Source organism: Treponema maltophilum ATCC 51939, assembly GCF_000413055.1.
GTDB classification, from domain to species: domain Bacteria; phylum Spirochaetota; class Spirochaetia; order Treponematales; family Treponemataceae; genus Treponema_C; species Treponema_C maltophilum.
On sequence record NZ_KE332518.1, the window covers coordinates 748103 to 765234 of the forward strand.

Below are 17132 nucleotides of genomic sequence, written 5' to 3' on the forward strand. Positions count from 1 at the left end.
GTTAGAAGGCGTTCAGCGTAAGATGGAACGATGTTTCATGTAAGCCGATATCCTGTACCGATATATCGAGCGTGTTTTTCCCTCTTACAAGCAAAATTTCGGCCAAGCGCATGGCGCCTTTATCGGAATAAATCGCCGAAAAATCGTACTGGGCGCTGCCTTGAACGCAGAGTTTTTCCTGCGCGGTTTTAAGCGCCGTATAATCGGTTTTTTCGGCAAGCGTTCCGTTTACCGATACGCTCGTCGTATAAGGCATGGTGATTTCCGAAGCGTCCGTATAAAGCACGTAGGTTCCCGCCGCAATGCTCATGCCGTTCGATAAAACCGTTTTGTTGCCGTTTTTGCTTACCGCCGTTACGTTTTTGATAACGAATTTTTTTGCCGCGGCATCGCCTTCGATTAAAATGAGCGGATTTATGACGGCTTTTATCTTTGTGTCGATAACTTGAAATTGCAGGCTTTGTCTGCCGGTGCCCCAGCCCGAATACCCGCTTATGCCTATGGCGGCCGCCTTGTCCGCATGACCGCTTCCGTCATCGACCGAATTCTTTTCCAAACCGCCGTATACCGTTAAAATATGATCTTTATGGCTCAGTATGACGGCATTTCCCAAGGTCGACGGGAACAAGCCGTTGTCTGCGCCGTCTTCGCGTATCGTTATAAGAACCTGCCCGTCTTCGGCGGCCGCAACTTCGGCAGGGTCGTTGAATACGAGGCCGCGGTTAAAGGTGCCGCCGTATTTTTGGGCAAAAAAAACGGCGACGGTATCGGCAAGCCGGGGCCAGCCGAACGCGCACAGGGGAATGCCTGCGCCGATAAACAATGCGCAAAAAGCGCCCGTGCTGAATATCCGTCGTTTTTTCATTCGGCTTTTCTCCTTAATCGAAACTTACATGCATTTTTGAAATGCGGTCGTCGCAGCCGACGTAGATGTCGCCGTTTTCCGCATGCACGAACGCGTTTGTCGCTTTAAACGAAAATGAACCTTGCCGGTATTTTCCTTCCGACAGGAGCGTAACCGTGTACGTGTCCGCTTCTTTGCTTAAAACGAAAAAAATATCTTTGGCGCCGAATTCGCTTATGCTTACGATTTTGCCGGAAAAAGGTACGGAAAACGCTTTTTTTTGCGGCAAAAACACACCGATAAGCGCCCCTTTGCCGCCGAAAAATACGTATCTGTCGTCGCTGCTGAATTGAACGAGCGTTTGTTCGTGCAGTTCGTCTTTTAAATATTCGTGATAGATTATTTTCGTTTTGCCGCCGGCGGGTTCGGCAACGACGATTCTCTGCGGATTTAAGCCGGAAAGGCAGGCGCAGTATTCACCGCTCCGCGAAAGGGCCGCGCCGAATATTACTTCCATATTGCTTCCGCCCGGATAAAAGCCGCTCGTTATTTTTCCGGTGCGGTCGAAACATACCATGTTTCCGTCGGCAAAACCGGCCGCGCATCCTGCCGCGCTCGACGAAAAAGCCGTTATCGGAACATAGTTTTCGTATAGCCATTCGGTTTTCCCTTCCGTATTGTGTTTCGAAAAAGAACTTCCGCCCGGATGGAATAAAAAAATTCCTCCCGCGTCAAAAAACGGAAAACCCGCGCGGTCGAAGGTGCCGCTCGGTTTATTGTCGGGAGTAAAAAAAACGATGCGCTCGGCATCGCGGTCGTATTCGGCCCAAAAATCGGCGGAAATTGCCGCACGGTGTTCAAACGGGATGAGAGCGCCGACTTTGCCGTCGGCAGTGTAATAGCCCATTTTTTCGCCCATTTTGAACGGTAAAAGGCGTGCTGACGCCTGTGCCGTGTCCGTTGTCGGATTATCGACGAAAACCGTCCATTCGGGCCGTATGGTAAGCTTTTTTCCCGTCAATTCGACGGCTAAAAAAAGATATAATAAGCCGAAAACGAGCAAAATTAAAAAAAGCGGAACTTTTTTATCGTTTATCTTCATTATAAAACATCGTATAATAGCGGGTGAATCTGGTCAAGGGGTAAAGTACGACAAGCGCGCACTGCATTAAAACATTGCGCACGGCGCTACTTGACTATTCCCGTAGTGTTTGGTAACATAAAACAGTTTTATTTGGAGGGTTTTCCTTTGGCAGTAAAAAAATCGTCTGCGGAAAAAAGATTTAGACAGAGTGAAGAAAGACGTTTACGCAATAAAGCGGTAAAAAGCGCGGCACGTACCTGCGCTAAAAAATTTACGGCGGCGGTGCAGGCAAAAGATCAAACGCTTGCGTCCGAAACGCTGCGTCTTTTGTGCAAGGAATTGGATACGGCCGGCCGTAAGGGAATTTTGTCCCGCAATTCCGTTTCTCGTAAAAAATCGCGCATGATGAAACTGTACAACGTTTCATTTGCACCCGCAAAGTAATTGTAAAATGCGGGTTGCCTGAAGGCACACTGCTTTCGAGGCAGCCCCCGGTCTAACCGGATGCCGGAACAAGGTCAGAGGTTTTTGATGGAATCAAAAAAAGTAACAAAATTCGATTTGGTCGAAGCCGTATATCTTAAAACAAAATATGAAAAAAAAACCGTGCAGGCCGTTCTTGAATCCTTACTTGAAAATATCAAATCTTCTCTGAAAGACGGTTCGACGATCGAACTGCGTGGTTTCGGCACCTTTGAACTGCGTTTGCGCAAGGGACGTTCCCGCGCGCGCAATCCCAAAACGGGCGAACAACTTTCGGTCGCTCCCCACTATATAGCGGCCTTCCGTTCCGGACAGGAGCTTAAAAACGCGCTGTGGGAACTGCCCGTTCCCGCAAAAAAATCATGAAAAAAACGCTTGTAAACGCGGCGCTTCTCTTTTCGGGCATTATGCTCTTTATGCTGCCTCAGCCGAATTTTATTCGTGCCGAAGGTTTTCCTTTCTTTGCATACATAGCCTTTGTTCCCGTTTTTATACTGACGAGGCGCCTGAGCTGGAAAAGCGTATGGCTGTACGGCATGCTCTACGGCATAGGCTGCTACGTTACCTTTACGAGCTGGCTTGCAACCTTTCATCCCATGGGCATAACCGTTATTTCCTGCCTGTACGGAATTCAGCTGATGTTCGTATTCCCGCTTTTAAAGGCCGCATGGGTTTTGTGCGGAAAGAGAGTTTGGTTTGCCCAATGGATTGTCTGGTGCGCATACGAATACCTTAAAACCAAGGGCTTTGCGGGCTTCAATTACGGTGTTACCGCCTATTCGCACTGGCGCCTTACTCATCTTATTCAAATTACGAATATTGTCGGCGTGTGGGGCTTAAGCGCCCTCATAGACTTTACTTCGATGTGGATAGCCGACTGCATTTATCCGCTGTTCGATTGCGGCAAAAAAGCGTGTGCCGAAAAATCCACCGCCGAGATGCATCCGGTGCTCCAAAAGCTCCGCGAAAAAATGCGCATCCGTCGCGTAAGCGCTTGCATATGGTGCGCGGCTTTTGCTTTTTCCCTCATATACGGTATCGCCTCCGTCAAAGATTGGCGCGGCTGTCCGTCAAAAAAAATCATCCTCGTGCAAACGAATACCGACCCTTGGCTCGGCGGCACGGCTGCATACCGGCGCGATTTAACGACGCTCGAACGCCTGACTGATGAAGCTTTGAAAGCGCATCCGGACGCCGAGCTTGTCGTATGGCCCGAAACCGCCTTTGTGCCGCGCATACGCTGGCACTACCGCTACCGCACCGACCGCGCCCGTTTTGAATTGGTCGACGAGCTTTTACATTATATCGATTCTAAAAACATTCCCTTTGTCATCGGAAACGACGACACCGTGCGCGGCTATACGCGGACGGGCGGTTTGGGTGAAGTGAGTTACAACGCCGTTTTGTTTTTTGAACCGAAAAAAAACGTCATTCCGCCGGAACCGCAATTGTACCACAAAATGCATTTGGTTCCGTTTACCGAATATTTTCCGTTTGAAAAGCTCTTGCCGACAATCTACACGCTGCTTTTAAACGGCGATACCCATATGTGGACGCCCGGAGACGAGGCGGTTGTGTTTTCGGCAGGGGATTTGCGCTTCGGAACTCCGATTTGCTTTGAAGACACCTTCGGCTATATCGGCCGCCGCTATGTGAACAACGGAGCGAACGCTTTGGTGAATCTTTCCAACGACGCATGGTCGAAAAGCCTTGCCTGCCAATATCAGCACCTTTCGATGGCCGTTTTCCGTTCGGCCGAAAACCGGATTCCGAGCGTGCGCGCTACCGCATCGGGGCAAACCTGCCTTATCGATCCGAACGGTACAGTGCTTTCGATGCTCGAACCGTTTACGGAAGGCTATTTGGCCGTCGACATTCCGGTTTTGACAAACAGGGCAAAAACCGTATATACTGTTTTGGGCGATTACGTCGGAATACTGTTTGCCGCCGCATCGTCGCTTTTACTGATTTTTGGACTTATGGAGAACATTGTATGCCGATTTCATACCGACAAAAAGAAGGCGAATTAACCATATTGGGTGCACAAACCGAATTGAACGGCATGCTGCATTTTTCCGGCAATTTGGTTATTACGGGAAAATTCACCGGCTCCATAGAATCGGAAGGCAGCCTTGTCGTCGAAAAAACCGGCGTATGTACGGTCGACAGCATCAAGGCCGATTCGATAAGCGTTGCCGGTCAGGTTGAAGGCAACATGTACGCCAAAACAAAGCTTGAAATGTTTTCGGGCAGCAGGATAATCGGCGACATTGCAACATCGCGCTTGCGCATCGCCGAAAACGTCAATTTTCACGGAGAAGTAAAAATGCTTGACGAAGTTCCGGACATCGACATTTTTTCGGTATCGGCCGCCGAATACAAGCGGATGGTCGATTCCCGCGCCCTCGCGTCGGAAGAAGACGACACTTGATAACACAGGGCAACAAACGGGATACTCGGCATTTGTGCGCATTTTGAATCATTTAAATTGGAAAAGTCAAATCATAATTCGGTTCGAAAATCTCCCCTTTTTTAGCCGACAGGGAATCGGTATGATGTGAAATAAATAAAAGTTGGGTACCGGCAAAGGTCTTGTTGTATTCATCTTTTTTTGCCTATTTTCGTTCATGGCGAATTCCTGTCGGTGTCTTGACTTTTTATTTTTTCTTAAGTATTATGGGGCATCCAACGAAACAACGTCTTAATATAAAATATTTTTATAATCAATCCGGAAATCAATTTCATATTTTAATGGAGATATTTAATGGCAGTAAATCAAAGACGCCGTTTTATCGATGAATCGGACCGCACGGAAGGATTTGAACCGTCCGAAAGCGACGTTCAAAGTTCATTCGGCTTTGAAGGCTCAAGCGAGCCCGCACCCGAAAGCGCTCATAGCGAAGACGAAGGCGCTTCCGGCGATTTTACCGAAGAGGGAAGAGAAAAACGGGTAGTCGTTCGTCCGAAAGCCAAACGAACGGCCGTGCGCTCGAAAACGGCTGTCCGCACAACCGGAGCGGGACGGAGAAGCCCCGTATCCGAAAACGCCGCTTTTTCTTCGCGCAGCGAAGAGTCTTTTTCCGATGCGGCGAACCAAAGCGCGCATAACGGTACGCTCATTCAGCAAAACGGACAAAGCTTTGACGCCGAAAACGATGCGCAAAGCCGCGATGCAAAACCGCGCCTTTTGATAAACGATTTAACCAAAATGAGTATGCCCGGACTTCGCGACCTTGCCGCCCAATACGGCATTCCGCGCGACGATTTGGCTCCGATGAAAAAGCAGGAATTGATTTTCGTCATTCTTAAATCGCATACCGAACACGGCGGCATTATTTTCGCTTCGGGCGCTTTGGAAATTCTGCCCGACGGATACGGCTTTTTGCGTTCGCCGCAAAACAGCTATTTGTCCGGCCCGGACGACATATACATTTCGCCCAGCCAAATCCGCCTGTTCAACTTAAAAACCGGCGACACCGTCTACGGGCAAATCCGCTCGCCGAAAGAGGGCGAACGCTTTTTTGCCCTGCTGCGCATCGAAACGGTCAACGACGACGAAACCCGCGCGGCGCAAACGCGTATTCCGTTCGAAAACCTTACGCCGCTTCATCCGGACGAAAAGCTCAATCTGGAAACCAAACCCGAAGAGTTTTCGACGCGCATAATCAATTTGTTTTCGCCCATCGGAAAGGGGCAGCGCGCGCTTATCGTTGCACCGCCGAAAGCCGGTAAAACCATTTTAATGCAAAAAATCGCAAACGCGATTACGACGAACCATCCGGAAGTCTACCTTATCGTGCTGCTCATAGACGAGCGCCCGGAAGAAGTTACCGAAATGGAACGCTCGATTCACGCCGAAGTTATTTCGTCGACCTTCGACGAGCCGGCTACCCGCCACGTGCAGGTTGCCGAAATGGTGCTGGAAAAAGCGAAGCGTTTGGTCGAGCATAAGCGCGACGTGGTCATCTTTTTGGATTCGATAACGCGTCTTGCGCGCGCATATAACCAAACCGTTCCCACTTCCGGCAAAGTGCTTTCCGGCGGTGTGGATTCGAACGCGCTGCACAAGCCCAAGCGCTTTTTCGGTGCGGCGCGCAACGTTGAAGAAGGCGGCAGCCTTACGATTATTTCCACCGCCCTTATCGAAACGGGAAGCCGCATGGACGAAGTTATCTTCGAAGAGTTTAAAGGCACGGGCAATATGGAAATCAACCTCGACCGCAAACTTGCCGACCGCCGCATTTTCCCGGCCATCAATATTAAAAAATCCAGTACCCGCAAAGAAGAATTGCTGCTTACCGAAGAAGAACTGCAAAAGATTTGGGTACTGCGCAAGGTTATCAATCCAATGGATGACGCCGAAATTATGGAATTACTGCTTGACAGAATGCGCAAAACCAAGAATAATGAAGCGTTCCTGCGCTCGATGAACACGGCCGAGTCGTTTTAAAATCGGCGCCGAAAAGTTTAATATTTATTAGGAGTAAATATATTATGAAAAAAGATTTGCACCCCGCTTACGAGCTGACAAAGATTACCTGCGCGTGCGGTAATGTTATCGAAACCCGTTCAACCGTTAAAGATATCAACGTTGAAATTTGCTCGGCGTGCCACCCGTTTTTTACCGGTAAACAAAAGCTGGTAGACACCGCCGGACGCATCGAACGCTTTAACAAGCGCTTTAACATTAAACCGACGGGCGCTCAATAATCGAAAACGGGAGCACCGGCTCTATGCTTTTTCGTCCGCTTAAAAGCGCGATAAGCCGGTCGGCTCCCATCGCAACGCCCGAACACGGCGGAAACGAGCGGAACAGTTCCCAATACGAAGTATCCGTTTTATGCACGACCAGTGCATTTTTTTCTTTTAAACGCCGCTCGCTTTCAAAATAGGCGCGTACTTTTTCGGCGTCCGTTTCTTCCGTATAGCAATTTGCAAGTTCGATGCCGCACGCATACAGTTCCCAGCGCTCTTTCCACAGAGGTTTATCGTTTTCCGTTCCGGGAACGTCTTTTGCAAGGCAGGGAACGAATGCCGGATAATCGGTAAGAAAAACCGGTTTGTCCTGCGGGAGCGCCGGTTCAACCGCCTGTACGAAAATCAATTCATATAAATCGTCTATAGGCCACGATTCAAAAAGGGAAGCGGCGCTTTCGGCAATGCCCAAACGCCGCGCTTGGCGCGCAAGTTTTTCAGCGCTCGCACATTCGCTTAAACGGAAGCCCGCGTAGCGTTCAAAGGCATCGTCCATCCTTAAGCGTATAAAGGGAGGCCGTAAAAAATCCCACGGGTCTTTGGTAAATGGATCGGCGCTGCGGTTTTCCGGATCGCTGCCGACATTTTTTCCCGGCGGCGGGAGCAAAAAATCGAAGAGGTCTTCGGTTATGCGCATGGAAGTGCGGTAATCGGCGTTCATCGTATAATATTCGAGCATCGTAAATTCGGGGCTGTGAATGCGGCCGCAGGATTCGGCATTGCGGTAGCATTTTGAAATTTGGAAAACGTCGGTTTTATGGCGCGCGATAATTTTTTTTATGTAAATTTCGGGCGAAGGTACCAAATACAGTTCGGTTGTCTGCGCGCCGTTTGTACGGGGCGCCGTGTAATCGGTTTTAAAAACTTCAAGACAGGTTTCCGGTATAAGATCCGCGCTTAAAGCCGGCGTGTCGAGTTCAAGATAGCCGCGGTCGATAAAAAAGCGCCGTAAGCTTTGCAGCGTACGGGCGCGGAAGCGCAACAGTTCCAAATCCATGGGTACACTATACCATTTAAGCGTTTTTTGTGGTAGCATACCGAATATGGGGCAGCCTAAATTATTCAGCATAATCGACAAAGCCGTATACGACTATAAATTGATTGAAAACAATGACCGCATTCTCGTCGGATTTTCGGGCGGAAAAGATTCGGCCGCGCTGACCGAATATTTTGCGTACCGCAAGCGGCAGGGACGCGAAAACTTCGATTTTTGCGCTTTGCACGTGGAAAGCGGCATCGGTTCTTCCGTCTTTCCCGAACTGCGTTCTTTGTTGCGCTCGTGGAATACGGAATTGGTTTCGCTGAATGCCGACGTTCTGGCGCGTTTAAAGCCGGGAAAAACGATGAATTGCTGGTGGTGTTCGACGCAAAGGCGCACCGAATTGAACAATTATGCGATGGAACACGGATACAACAAAATCGCGCTCGGCCACCATTTGGACGATATTTTGGAAACGCTTTTAATGAACGCTTTGTACAAGGGCGAACTTTCAACTATGCCGCCGCGGTTAAAATACGACAAATATCCGGTAACGATTATACGGCCGCTGTGTTTTGCCGACGAGCAGACAATTATCGATCATGCGCGCCGTTCCGGTTATAAAAGCATTACCTGCACCTGCGATTACCAAAACAATTCCGCGAGAAAAGAAGCGCGCAAAAAACTTGAAGCGTTAACCGGCTCCGATACGGCGCAAAAAAGAAAACTGTTCGAATCGCTTAAAAATATCAAAAGCGAATATTTACCCTAAACGGTACCGGGCGATTGTCAAAAAACGCAGTTTTCGGCAAAATCTCGCTATGAAAATCCAATCCTCTTCTCGAAAGCAGCCTTCTGCCCCTACATGGCAGGGAGCCGGTATGATGTGAAATTAATTAAAGCTGTGTACGGGCAAGACCCTGACCGCGAGGTGAGAAAGAATTGTACATCCTGTACAATTCTTTCTCCGAGTTTATGCGATGCATAAACTCACATATTTAAAGCTCGTCCAACATCCATGTCGGTACAATCCCGCCGCAGGATAAGATATGGGTGATTTAGTTCCGCCAGGACGCTGGACAAGTTGTATGTGTGCGAGTTTTAGGCTTGTGCCTAAAACTCGAATTCAAAACCGAACAGGAGGTTCGGTTTTGAAACGTGATTTTACCCCAAAAGCGTAACCGCGACGCATGCGGGCAGAGGGCTTGCTGTACTCATTTTTTTTGATTTCCGCTCATACCGAATCCCTTCCCCTAGTGCAGTCTGGCTTGAATAAAGTGCAGTTTTAAATCTTTAAGCTTTTCGCTTATCGATACCTTGTAAATGTGCGGATTCAAAATGCGAAGATAGGTCGCATCGAGTTTGGCGAGCTGTTCGTTCATCGTCGTGCGGCTTTTTAAAAGTCGTGTTTTTTCGTCTTCGGCTTGAAAAACGGGCTTTCCGTTTTCGATGCGTTTTATAAGAAGCGGTTCCGCCGCCGCGGGCGCAAAGCTGAAGCTGCGGTAATCGATCGCCGGATGGTAAAAGCGTTTTTCAAGTCCCGCTTCGATTTTTTCGTCTTCAAGGGCGACGATGTCGGCCTTCATCATGCCGTCTTCGTCGTAGAGGCGCCACACGTTTTTTACGCCCGGATCGGTGGTTTTTTGCGGATTGTCCGAAAATTTCATTGCGGGAATGAAGTCTCCGTCGAGGCGGCCTTTACGGGCGGCAAGTTTATACACGCCCGTAAACGATGAATCGCTGCCGCCGGTTACCATGTGCGTACCGACGCCCCACGCGTTTATCGGTGCGCCGGATGCGACAAGGGTTTCTATAATTTCTTCGGTCAGTTCGTTCGACACGGTAATAAATGCGTCGGGAAAGCCCGCTTCATCGAGGATTTTGCGCACTTCGACGGACAAATATTGAATGTCGCCCGAATCGAGTCTGACGCCGAATTTATGTCCCTGTGCCGCCAATTTTTTTCCGGCTTTAATCGCATTGTGTATGCCCGACTTTAGGGTATCGTAGGTATCCAAAAGAAAAACGGAGGTTTCCGGATACAACTCGGCGTATGCTTCGAAGGCTTCAAGTTCGCTCGGAAACGACATAATCCACGAATGCGCCATCGTTCCCGAAACGGGAATGCCGAAGCGCATACCGGCGAGGGTATTGCTCGTGCTCGACGCGCCGCCGATGTAAGCCGCGCGCGAAGCGCTCATCGCTCCGTCGCACCCTTGGGCGCGGCGCAAACCGAATTCCATAACGGAACCTTTTTTTGACGCGAGCCACACGCGCGCGCTTTTTGTTGCGATAAGGCTTTGAAAATTGATTGTATTTAAAATAAGCCCTTCGATAATCTGCGCGTCGATAAGGTTTGCGTGGATCCGTACAAGCGGCTCGCCGGGAAAGACGAGGGAACCTTCTTTCATCGCGTATAAATCGCCGCTGAAGCGGAAGGTTTTTAAATAATCCAAAAAGTCTTTTTCAAAAACGCCGGTCGAATCCAAATAGGCGATATCGGCTTCGGAAAACGAAAAGGAAGTCAGTTCGTCTATGAGCGTTTCGATTCCGGCAAAAACGGAAAACCCGCCGCCGAAAGGCTGCCGGCGGAAAAACATATCGAATACGGCGGGGTAATTCATGTTGTGCTTCCGATAGCCTTGCGCCATCGTCAATTCGTAAAAATCGGTAAATAAAGCCGACGTGTGTCCGCGCGCGTTCATTTTATGCCTCCCGCCTTATTTTTTTACCCACGCGTCGAGGATTTCGCACACGTACATGCGGTGAAAATCGCGGCCGGGGTAACATTCGTTCAGCACGTCCGTACGTATAAACGATTTTTCGTTAAGGAATTCGGAGTAGAGTTTTTCGCATTCCAAAATAATGCGTGCTTCTTTGAATGCGACCGAACCGCACGGCGTTTCAAAGGGCGTTAAACCGGTTTGTTCGGCTTTGTCGTAATCGCGGCCGGATTTTGTGCCGCAAAATTGCAGCGCTTTGCGGTACTCTTCGCCGAAAAACGACAGCGTCAGATTTTTATGTTTTTCGGTAAACTCAAAGGTATGGCGCTGCGGACGCACAAATACAAAGGCGACGTTTTTGTTCCACAAATGCCCCAAGCCCCCCCAGCTTGCCGTCATCGTGTTCCACGAGCGCTTGCCCTCGGTGTTTCCGGCGGTTACGAGCATCCATTGCCTTCCGATAAGGTCGGCCGCATTTTCGTGCAGCACAGCGGGATTTATGCGTGTAAAGTCTTTCATAACCGAAAGTGTAGCGCTCATCCCGCGATTGGTCAAGGCTTGATTTTTCCGCTTGCCGAACAGTCCGCTTTTATATATACTTTTGTCAATAATATCCATAAAGATTATTATCTTTAAAGAGAAGCGGAGGCTGCGTTTTATGACAACAATCAAGATAAATGATGCGAAAGAGGGCAGGGTAGGCTTTTTTTCTTCGATACGGACAAAGATGATTTTTGCGGTAATGCTTACCGTAAGCGTTCTTGTCGTGTGAGCTTGTCTTATCGTCGGTTCGCAGATGAACAGAATAAATACCGAACAATTCCACCGGTTTATGGAGCAGCAACTTTCGGTTGTTGCGCAAACCGTGCGCAGCGTTATCCAAAACGCCGAACACGCGGTCGGTTCTCTTGCCGACCATCCGCTTATAAAAGGCGCCGACGACACGCTCCATGATTATTCCGAAGAAACAAAAGCGGTTCTTATAAAGGACACGAGAAAAAGCAAAACCGAACGCGATTTGGTCGAATTGTTTACGCGTATAGAAAAAAATTATCCCGAATTTGCCGAAGTATACTTGGGAACAAAGTGGGGCGGCTACGCAACTTCGTCGCAAGGTTCCATGCAGGCCGGCTACGATCCGCGCAAACGATCGTGGTATCGGCAAGCCTTTGAAGCCGGCGGCAAAACGATTATGGCAAGCGCCTATCAATCCACCATAGGTGAACCGGTTATCTGTGTGTCAAAAAAAATCGTTTCCGATAACGGGGACGATGTCGGCTGCATGAGCATTGAGGTGAGCCTTAGCGATTTAACCGATTTTATTTCGAACATATCGCTCGGCAAAACCGGCTACGTTATGCTCGTGCAGGGCGACGGCACTGTTTTGGCCGACCCGAAGCACGCGGACCTGAATTTTAAAACGCTTGCCGAAAGCGGTATCGGCGCTTTTGCGCGTTTTGCCGACGCGGGCGACGGTCCTATGACAGCCGAATTCGACGGCAAAAAATGGGATGCGCATGTTTATTCGATGAAAGACGTCGGCTGGAAAATTATCGCGTGCATAGAACGCGCGGAAATATCGGATTCGGTGTACGGCTTTATACGCAATATCGCCTTTGTCGGTGCCGGCATGTGCGTTATCTTTTTTGTGCTGCTGCTTGTTTTGTCGGGCCGGCTGCTGGCTTTTTTTGATAAACTGCACGGAATTTTTTCGAAAATCGCGTCGGGCGACATTACCGGCAGGGTTGCCTACAAGGGTAAGGACGAAATCGGCAGTCTTATTCGATATTTCAATCAAACCATGGACAACATGGCGCTTATGTTTGCTTCGTTGCGGCGGGAATCCGAAACGATGAAAGAAATCGGCGAAACCTTATCCGCCGACATGGCGGAAAGCGCAAGCGCCGTACATGAAATTACCGCGAATATCGAAGGCGTAAAACAGCAGGCGCAAACGCAGGCTGCAAGCGTTACCGAAACCGCGTCCACAATCGATTCCATTTTGCGCGTTATTCAAAGCGTGAATGCGAGCATCGAAGCGCAGGCAAAATGTGTGGAATCTTCTTCGGCGGCGGTCGAAGAAATGATTGCGAACATCGATTCGATAGGAAAGGTATTTGAAGAAAACAATAAAACCATTCAGGATTTATACAAACAATCGGTAAACGGCAAAGAAGGCGCGGCAAAGGCGAACGAAATCGTTTCGAAGGTTGCCGAACAGTCGGGCCTGCTTATGGAAGCGAGTCAGGTGATTCAAAATATTGCAAGCCAAACGAACCTGCTTGCAATGAACGCCGCGATCGAAGCCGCCCATGCGGGCGAAGCGGGCAAGGGCTTTGCCGTTGTTGCCGACGAAATCCGCAAACTTGCCGAAGAATCGAACACGCAGGGAAAACACATCGGTACGGTTTTAAATGAAACGGCCGAGGTTATCGGACTGCTTACCGAATCGGGGCAAGCCGCCGAACAGGCCTTTAACGGCGTCTACGGTTTGGCCGAACGCGTCGCGTCTCAAGAGCAGGCCGTCGTGCAGGCGATGCACGAACAGCAAAAAGCCGGTGCGGACGTGCTGCGCGCCATGCAGGAAATAAGCGAAATCACGATGACCGTAAAATCCGGTTCGTCCGAAATAGTCGGCGGCGGAACCGAAATATCCAAAGAAATGGCACGCTTGGGAGATTTAACCCGCGTTATAACCGACAGCATGAACGAAATGGCGCTCGGTGCCGTTCAAATAAACAATGCGGTGCAGGAAGTCAACGAAGCTACTCAACGAAACAGAGGCAGCATAGAAACGCTTGTCGGCGAAATTGCAAAATTTAAAGCATAAAAGTTGTTTTTTTGCCGATTTTCGGTTATAGTATTAAAGAGGATATTGCAATACGGAGGGTAATCATGAAAAAATTCATAACGGCAGTTTTACTGCTGAGTACGGTTTTTTTCTCGTGCAATCAGGCCGTAAATGGCGAGTACGCAACCGTCGTCCTTGACTTGGGCGGTTCGGCTTCGGGCGCACGAGCTATAGGCCAAAACGGGCTTCCGTTCTTAAAAGATACTCATATAACGATAGAAGCGGTCGGCCGTGTAGGCGGTACCTTTGTAAAAGAATTCGCGCCGGGCGAAGCCGGAAATATCGTGCTGCGTTTTATTGCCGGCGATACGGTACGCCTCCGCGTAAAAGCGTCAAACGCATCGGGAATTTGGAGCGGCGGCACAACCTTTACGGTTGAAGAAGGCACAAACGCCGTGTCCGTAAAGCTGAATAAAACCATATCCGGCGCCCAAGCGCTTACTTTTTCGAAAACGTCGTCGTCGTCTCCTACATTTAATTTTACCGTAGGAGGCAAATCCTTGCTGCCGTCTTTTTCCGGACAAGGTTTACCTGCATTTTGCCGCGACGGTAAGGGAAATATTTATATTGGAAATGGAAATACTTTACATTTTTATACAAGTGAAGGTGATAGAAGCGGTACTCCTACGGTTGTTACCGGAAATATAAAACAGCTTGTAGGTGATTCGAAAACGGGAAAAGTATTTTTACTGGATGACAATAAAAAGTTGTATGACGTACAGGCGGAATCTCCTCTTTCAAACTGGTCTTCCGTTAGTTTATCTTCTTTTTCAAGCATAAATTGCATCGCCGCGCACGACGGGCAGTTGTTTGTACTGGGGGAACAGACCTCAGGTACCAAACTCTATGTGTACGATATAAATATGCAGCTGCCGGCAAACCAAATTAACAATGAAAAACCGAATAACATCGATCCGCCTTCAGGTATAAGTAACTATCAGTATACCGATATGTTCGTTACGGACGATGCCGTGTACCTTTTGCGCAACGACTACACCGTCGTTCCCGATCAATACGGTAACGTGTATTCAAAAGGCGCCCTTATCAAGTACGAGTACAATAAAGTAAAGAAAAAAATTGACGACCGCGAGGAATTCGGCAAAAGTGACAAAGATGACGAAAACGGTATTGTGCCGACCGGCGCCAGCTGCTTTTACGGACCGCTTAAATTCATCGGTTTTGACGATGATGTGTTGTACATTGCCGACGACGGCGTAACTTTTACGTATTTTAACGAAGCGCCGCGCATTACGGCAAATAAAAATCGCATTGCCTCTTTTAATACAAGCACAAAATCGCTTTCGTTTACCGACACAAGCGCAACCTGGGAAAAAGAAGAAAAAATACTTCCTCAAAAAACGCTTTTGTGGAAAAAGGCTACCGGTATTACCGAAGGTTTCGACTATTATACGGTAGCCAGTGCGGGTTCTTCCCTCGACTCTGCGGTCATCACATCCGTGTCCGATAACAATTATTATACGGATATATTTTGCTTCGACCAGGACGGCAATTTGTATCTTGTGAAAAAGGGGAGGAGCGATTATGAGGTTGTGCGCTATGAAACGACTGCAAACGGCGGCTACGATTTTGATCATCCGCTTACCCCTTCCCCAAATCCTTTCGGGACTGATAAAATAACCGCAATTGCGGTTGATGCGTCCGGTACCATAGAACACGGCGGGTATAGATATAACGCACTGTATTACTGCTATGAATATTCTCCATCTGTTTATAAAATCGGCCGTATACGCTGGCAAACGACCCAGGATTTCTCTGCAGCCGCCACGCATTCATCATGGACTGAGATTCCCGAATCCTCCCCTGTTCCCCTTGCGGCAAATAAAGACGGCCTCTTTGTTGCGACGAACGGAGCGTCCGGTTTTAGCATTAAAAAGTTTAAGCATGATGGAAGTTCTGACGGTGATATTCAGAGCCACGACGATGTCGGAAATATCAATGCCCTGCAGATTTTGGACGGCGTTTTGTACGGCATAAGTACAAAGCAAGAAATCGGCTCCGATCCCGCTTTTTTCAATATGTCGGGTAAACTTCTTAAAATCGGAGAAACGGAAAATTTTGGCGGGGAGGAAGTGTTTTATTACGATATGAATAATGCTTCAAACGGCGATTTTGCTCCCTATCGCTTTATCGCCGTCAAACCCAAAAAGCTCGTTATCGCTTCGGACGGCGCATACGGATTGGAAGATAAAACGTCGTACAACAAAAACCGCGTTTTGCTCTTTACGCTCGACGGTTCCGGCGACATGGTCGGTGATCATCCCGATCTTTTGATTCCCGACACCCGAATAACCTTTTCAAAGGAATTACGGTACAATGTTGACTGCGGTCAGTTTGACTGGAAATAATATGTTCCTTTGTTTTTTCGTGCGCGGCGGGTTTTGAAAGCGCCGCGTATAACGCTTTCCGTTCCGGTGTACGGAACGGAAAGTTTTTTGTCCTCCTTTTTTGACAGCGTTCTTGAACAGACAGTGTTTGACAGCGCAAGCGCCGATTTCCCCTTGGAGATTATCGTCGTAAACGACGGAAGCCCGACGGGGGCCTTACTGCCGAAAATCATACGGCGCTATAAAAAAGAGTTTACAAAACGCGGCTGTTCGCTTGTTCTCGAAGAGCACCGCAAAAACCGCGGCACCCTCGAAGCGCGGCGCACGTGCGTACTGTCCGCTTCGGCCCCTTATACGCTTTTTGTCGATCCTGACGATACGCTCACTCCCTGCGCACTCGAAAAACTGTACGCTGCCGCCCTTTCATCCGGAGCCGATATCGTGCACGGCAGGATGGAGCTTTTTATAAAGGACCCCGCTTTGCACGGCGGAGAGAATGCCGCGGTTTTTGAAAAGTTTTCCAAAAGAGTGCGCCGCGTGCATGAAGGTTTTTTGGAAGGCAAAGCCGTATCGGATGATTTTTTTCTTGCCGAAGGCCACACGAGCTTTTTGTGCGCAAAACTTTTCCGTACCGAACTGCTGCGCAAAGCCTATGAGGCGATCCCTCACACCTTTTGCACTATGGCCGAAGCTTTGCTTGTGTATTTTTTTGTGCTGCAGCAAAATCCCTCGTATTTCGGTATAGACGATACCGTCTACCGCTACAACAACGATGCGGGCATTACGTCAAAAAGCCGTATCACGGACCGTGCGCGCTGGGAAAAAGCCTGTTCCGCATCTTCGGTATTTACGGTTATTTTCCAATATCTGCAAACGCACCCGATCGACAAAAAATACGAAGCCGCTCTGTACGAACTGTGCGGGTCTCAGCTTACATCGAATTTGCGCCGCCTTAAAGTCTGTGTCGAGCCGTCATTGCAGGAAGAAGCGTACAATATTCTCTGCGACTACTGGGGCGAAAGCCTCGTCAAGCGCGCGGAAGAAGCGATGCGGGGGTAAAGGGGCGGG

The 17132-nt window shown here is 49.0% G+C and carries 15 protein-coding genes; 10 read left to right on the forward strand and 5 right to left on the reverse strand.

The features are described from left to right. Position 1: 1 nt before the first annotated feature. Positions 2-865 carry a M23 family metallopeptidase gene (locus tag HMPREF9194_RS03405; RefSeq protein WP_016524975.1) on the reverse strand — a complete coding sequence of 288 codons (864 nt, stop codon included), beginning with the start codon at positions 863-865 and terminating at the stop codon, positions 2-4. A gap of 13 nt (positions 866-878) precedes the next feature. After that, the gene (locus HMPREF9194_RS03410) at positions 879-1946 is read right to left on the reverse strand and encodes a hypothetical protein (RefSeq protein ID WP_016524976.1); all 1068 of its coding nucleotides are present in this window, start codon (positions 1944-1946) and stop codon (positions 879-881) included. A 147-nt stretch (positions 1947-2093) separates the two neighbouring features. On the opposite strand from HMPREF9194_RS03410, the gene rpsT reads away from it, so the two are divergent. The 6 genes from rpsT to rpmE all read left to right on the forward strand — a co-directional run bounded on the left by rpsT (position 2094) and on the right by rpmE (position 7121). After that, positions 2094-2372, forward strand: a complete 279-nt coding sequence (gene rpsT / locus HMPREF9194_RS03415) for a 30S ribosomal protein S20 (RefSeq protein ID WP_016524977.1) — start codon at positions 2094-2096, stop codon at positions 2370-2372. Between the two features lie 87 nt (positions 2373-2459). Further along, entirely contained in the window at positions 2460-2777 is a 318-nt protein-coding gene (locus HMPREF9194_RS03420) for an HU family DNA-binding protein (protein WP_016524978.1), read from the forward strand. Continuing rightward, complete coding sequence (gene lnt, locus HMPREF9194_RS03425) at positions 2774-4441, forward strand: apolipoprotein N-acyltransferase (RefSeq protein ID WP_016524979.1); 1668 nt, start codon at positions 2774-2776, stop codon at positions 4439-4441. Before HMPREF9194_RS03420 ends, lnt begins: the two co-directional genes overlap by 4 nt. Next, entirely contained in the window at positions 4405-4842 is a 438-nt protein-coding gene (locus tag HMPREF9194_RS03430; protein WP_016524980.1) for a bactofilin family protein, read from the forward strand. Before lnt ends, HMPREF9194_RS03430 begins: the two co-directional genes overlap by 37 nt. Positions 4843-5175: 333 nt before the next feature. After that, a complete protein-coding gene (gene rho / locus HMPREF9194_RS03435; protein WP_016524981.1) occupies positions 5176-6861 on the forward strand; it encodes a transcription termination factor Rho in 1686 nt (561 codons plus the stop codon). 44 nt (positions 6862-6905) lie between these two features. Continuing rightward, positions 6906-7121 (forward strand): 50S ribosomal protein L31, encoded by a 216-nt coding sequence (rpmE, locus tag HMPREF9194_RS03440; protein WP_016524982.1) that lies wholly within the window; start codon positions 6906-6908, stop codon positions 7119-7121. Here rpmE and HMPREF9194_RS03445 read toward each other — a convergent pair. Further along, positions 7099-8163, reverse strand: coding sequence for an EF-P lysine aminoacylase GenX (locus HMPREF9194_RS03445; protein WP_040846159.1), 1065 nt, complete (start codon positions 8161-8163; stop codon positions 7099-7101). The genes rpmE and HMPREF9194_RS03445 overlap by 23 nt on opposite strands. A gap of 46 nt (positions 8164-8209) precedes the next feature. On the opposite strand from HMPREF9194_RS03445, the gene HMPREF9194_RS03450 reads away from it, so the two are divergent. After that, positions 8210-8917 carry a tRNA 2-thiocytidine biosynthesis TtcA family protein gene (locus tag HMPREF9194_RS03450; RefSeq protein ID WP_016524984.1) on the forward strand — a complete coding sequence of 236 codons (708 nt, stop codon included), beginning with the start codon at positions 8210-8212 and terminating at the stop codon, positions 8915-8917. Positions 8918-9398: 481 nt separating this feature from the next. Here the strand turns inward: HMPREF9194_RS03450 and HMPREF9194_RS03455 are convergent, their stop codons facing one another. Both HMPREF9194_RS03455 and HMPREF9194_RS03460 read right to left on the reverse strand, forming a co-directional pair. Continuing rightward, positions 9399-10850 carry a nicotinate phosphoribosyltransferase gene (locus tag HMPREF9194_RS03455; protein ID WP_016524985.1) on the reverse strand — a complete coding sequence of 484 codons (1452 nt, stop codon included), beginning with the start codon at positions 10848-10850 and terminating at the stop codon, positions 9399-9401. Positions 10851-10865: 15 nt separating this feature from the next. Continuing rightward, positions 10866-11486, reverse strand: coding sequence for a flavin reductase family protein (locus HMPREF9194_RS03460; protein WP_016524986.1), 621 nt, complete (start codon positions 11484-11486; stop codon positions 10866-10868). A gap of 178 nt (positions 11487-11664) precedes the next feature. Here HMPREF9194_RS03460 and HMPREF9194_RS03465 point away from each other — a divergent pair, with 178 nt between their 5' ends. From HMPREF9194_RS03465 to HMPREF9194_RS03475, 3 genes are all read left to right on the forward strand, one after another. Next, a complete protein-coding gene (locus tag HMPREF9194_RS03465; RefSeq protein ID WP_016524988.1) occupies positions 11665-13698 on the forward strand; it encodes a methyl-accepting chemotaxis protein in 2034 nt (677 codons plus the stop codon). A 65-nt stretch (positions 13699-13763) separates the two neighbouring features. Further along, positions 13764-16085: a hypothetical protein gene (locus tag HMPREF9194_RS03470; RefSeq protein WP_016524989.1), complete on the forward strand. Its 2322-nt coding sequence runs from the start codon at positions 13764-13766 to the stop codon at positions 16083-16085. Between the two features lie 33 nt (positions 16086-16118). Further along, positions 16119-17123, forward strand: a complete 1005-nt coding sequence (locus HMPREF9194_RS03475) for a glycosyltransferase family 2 protein (RefSeq protein ID WP_016524990.1) — start codon at positions 16119-16121, stop codon at positions 17121-17123. Positions 17124-17132 lie beyond the last annotated feature (9 nt).

Excerpts from the sequence above, each read along its gene's own strand:
- HMPREF9194_RS03405 (WP_016524975.1), bottom strand. The coding sequence starts at position 865 with ATGAAAAAACGACGGATATTCAGCACGGGCGCTTTTTGCGCATTGTTT.
- HMPREF9194_RS03410 (WP_016524976.1), bottom strand. The coding sequence starts at position 1,946 with ATGAAGATAAACGATAAAAAAGTTCCGCTTTTTTTAATTTTGCTCGTT.
- HMPREF9194_RS03420 (WP_016524978.1), top strand. The coding sequence starts at position 2,460 with ATGGAATCAAAAAAAGTAACAAAATTCGATTTGGTCGAAGCCGTATAT.
- lnt (WP_016524979.1), top strand. The coding sequence starts at position 2,774 with ATGAAAAAAACGCTTGTAAACGCGGCGCTTCTCTTTTCGGGCATTATG.
- HMPREF9194_RS03430 (WP_016524980.1), top strand. The coding sequence starts at position 4,405 with ATGCCGATTTCATACCGACAAAAAGAAGGCGAATTAACCATATTGGGT.
- rho (WP_016524981.1), top strand. The coding sequence starts at position 5,176 with ATGGCAGTAAATCAAAGACGCCGTTTTATCGATGAATCGGACCGCACG.
- rpmE (WP_016524982.1), top strand. The coding sequence starts at position 6,906 with ATGAAAAAAGATTTGCACCCCGCTTACGAGCTGACAAAGATTACCTGC.
- HMPREF9194_RS03445 (WP_040846159.1), bottom strand. The coding sequence starts at position 8,163 with ATGGATTTGGAACTGTTGCGCTTCCGCGCCCGTACGCTGCAAAGCTTA.
- HMPREF9194_RS03450 (WP_016524984.1), top strand. The coding sequence starts at position 8,210 with ATGGGGCAGCCTAAATTATTCAGCATAATCGACAAAGCCGTATACGAC.
- HMPREF9194_RS03455 (WP_016524985.1), bottom strand. The coding sequence starts at position 10,850 with ATGAACGCGCGCGGACACACGTCGGCTTTATTTACCGATTTTTACGAA.
- HMPREF9194_RS03460 (WP_016524986.1), bottom strand. The coding sequence starts at position 11,486 with ATGGATATTATTGACAAAAGTATATATAAAAGCGGACTGTTCGGCAAG.
- HMPREF9194_RS03465 (WP_016524988.1), top strand. The coding sequence starts at position 11,665 with ATGAACAGAATAAATACCGAACAATTCCACCGGTTTATGGAGCAGCAA.
- HMPREF9194_RS03470 (WP_016524989.1), top strand. The coding sequence starts at position 13,764 with ATGAAAAAATTCATAACGGCAGTTTTACTGCTGAGTACGGTTTTTTTC.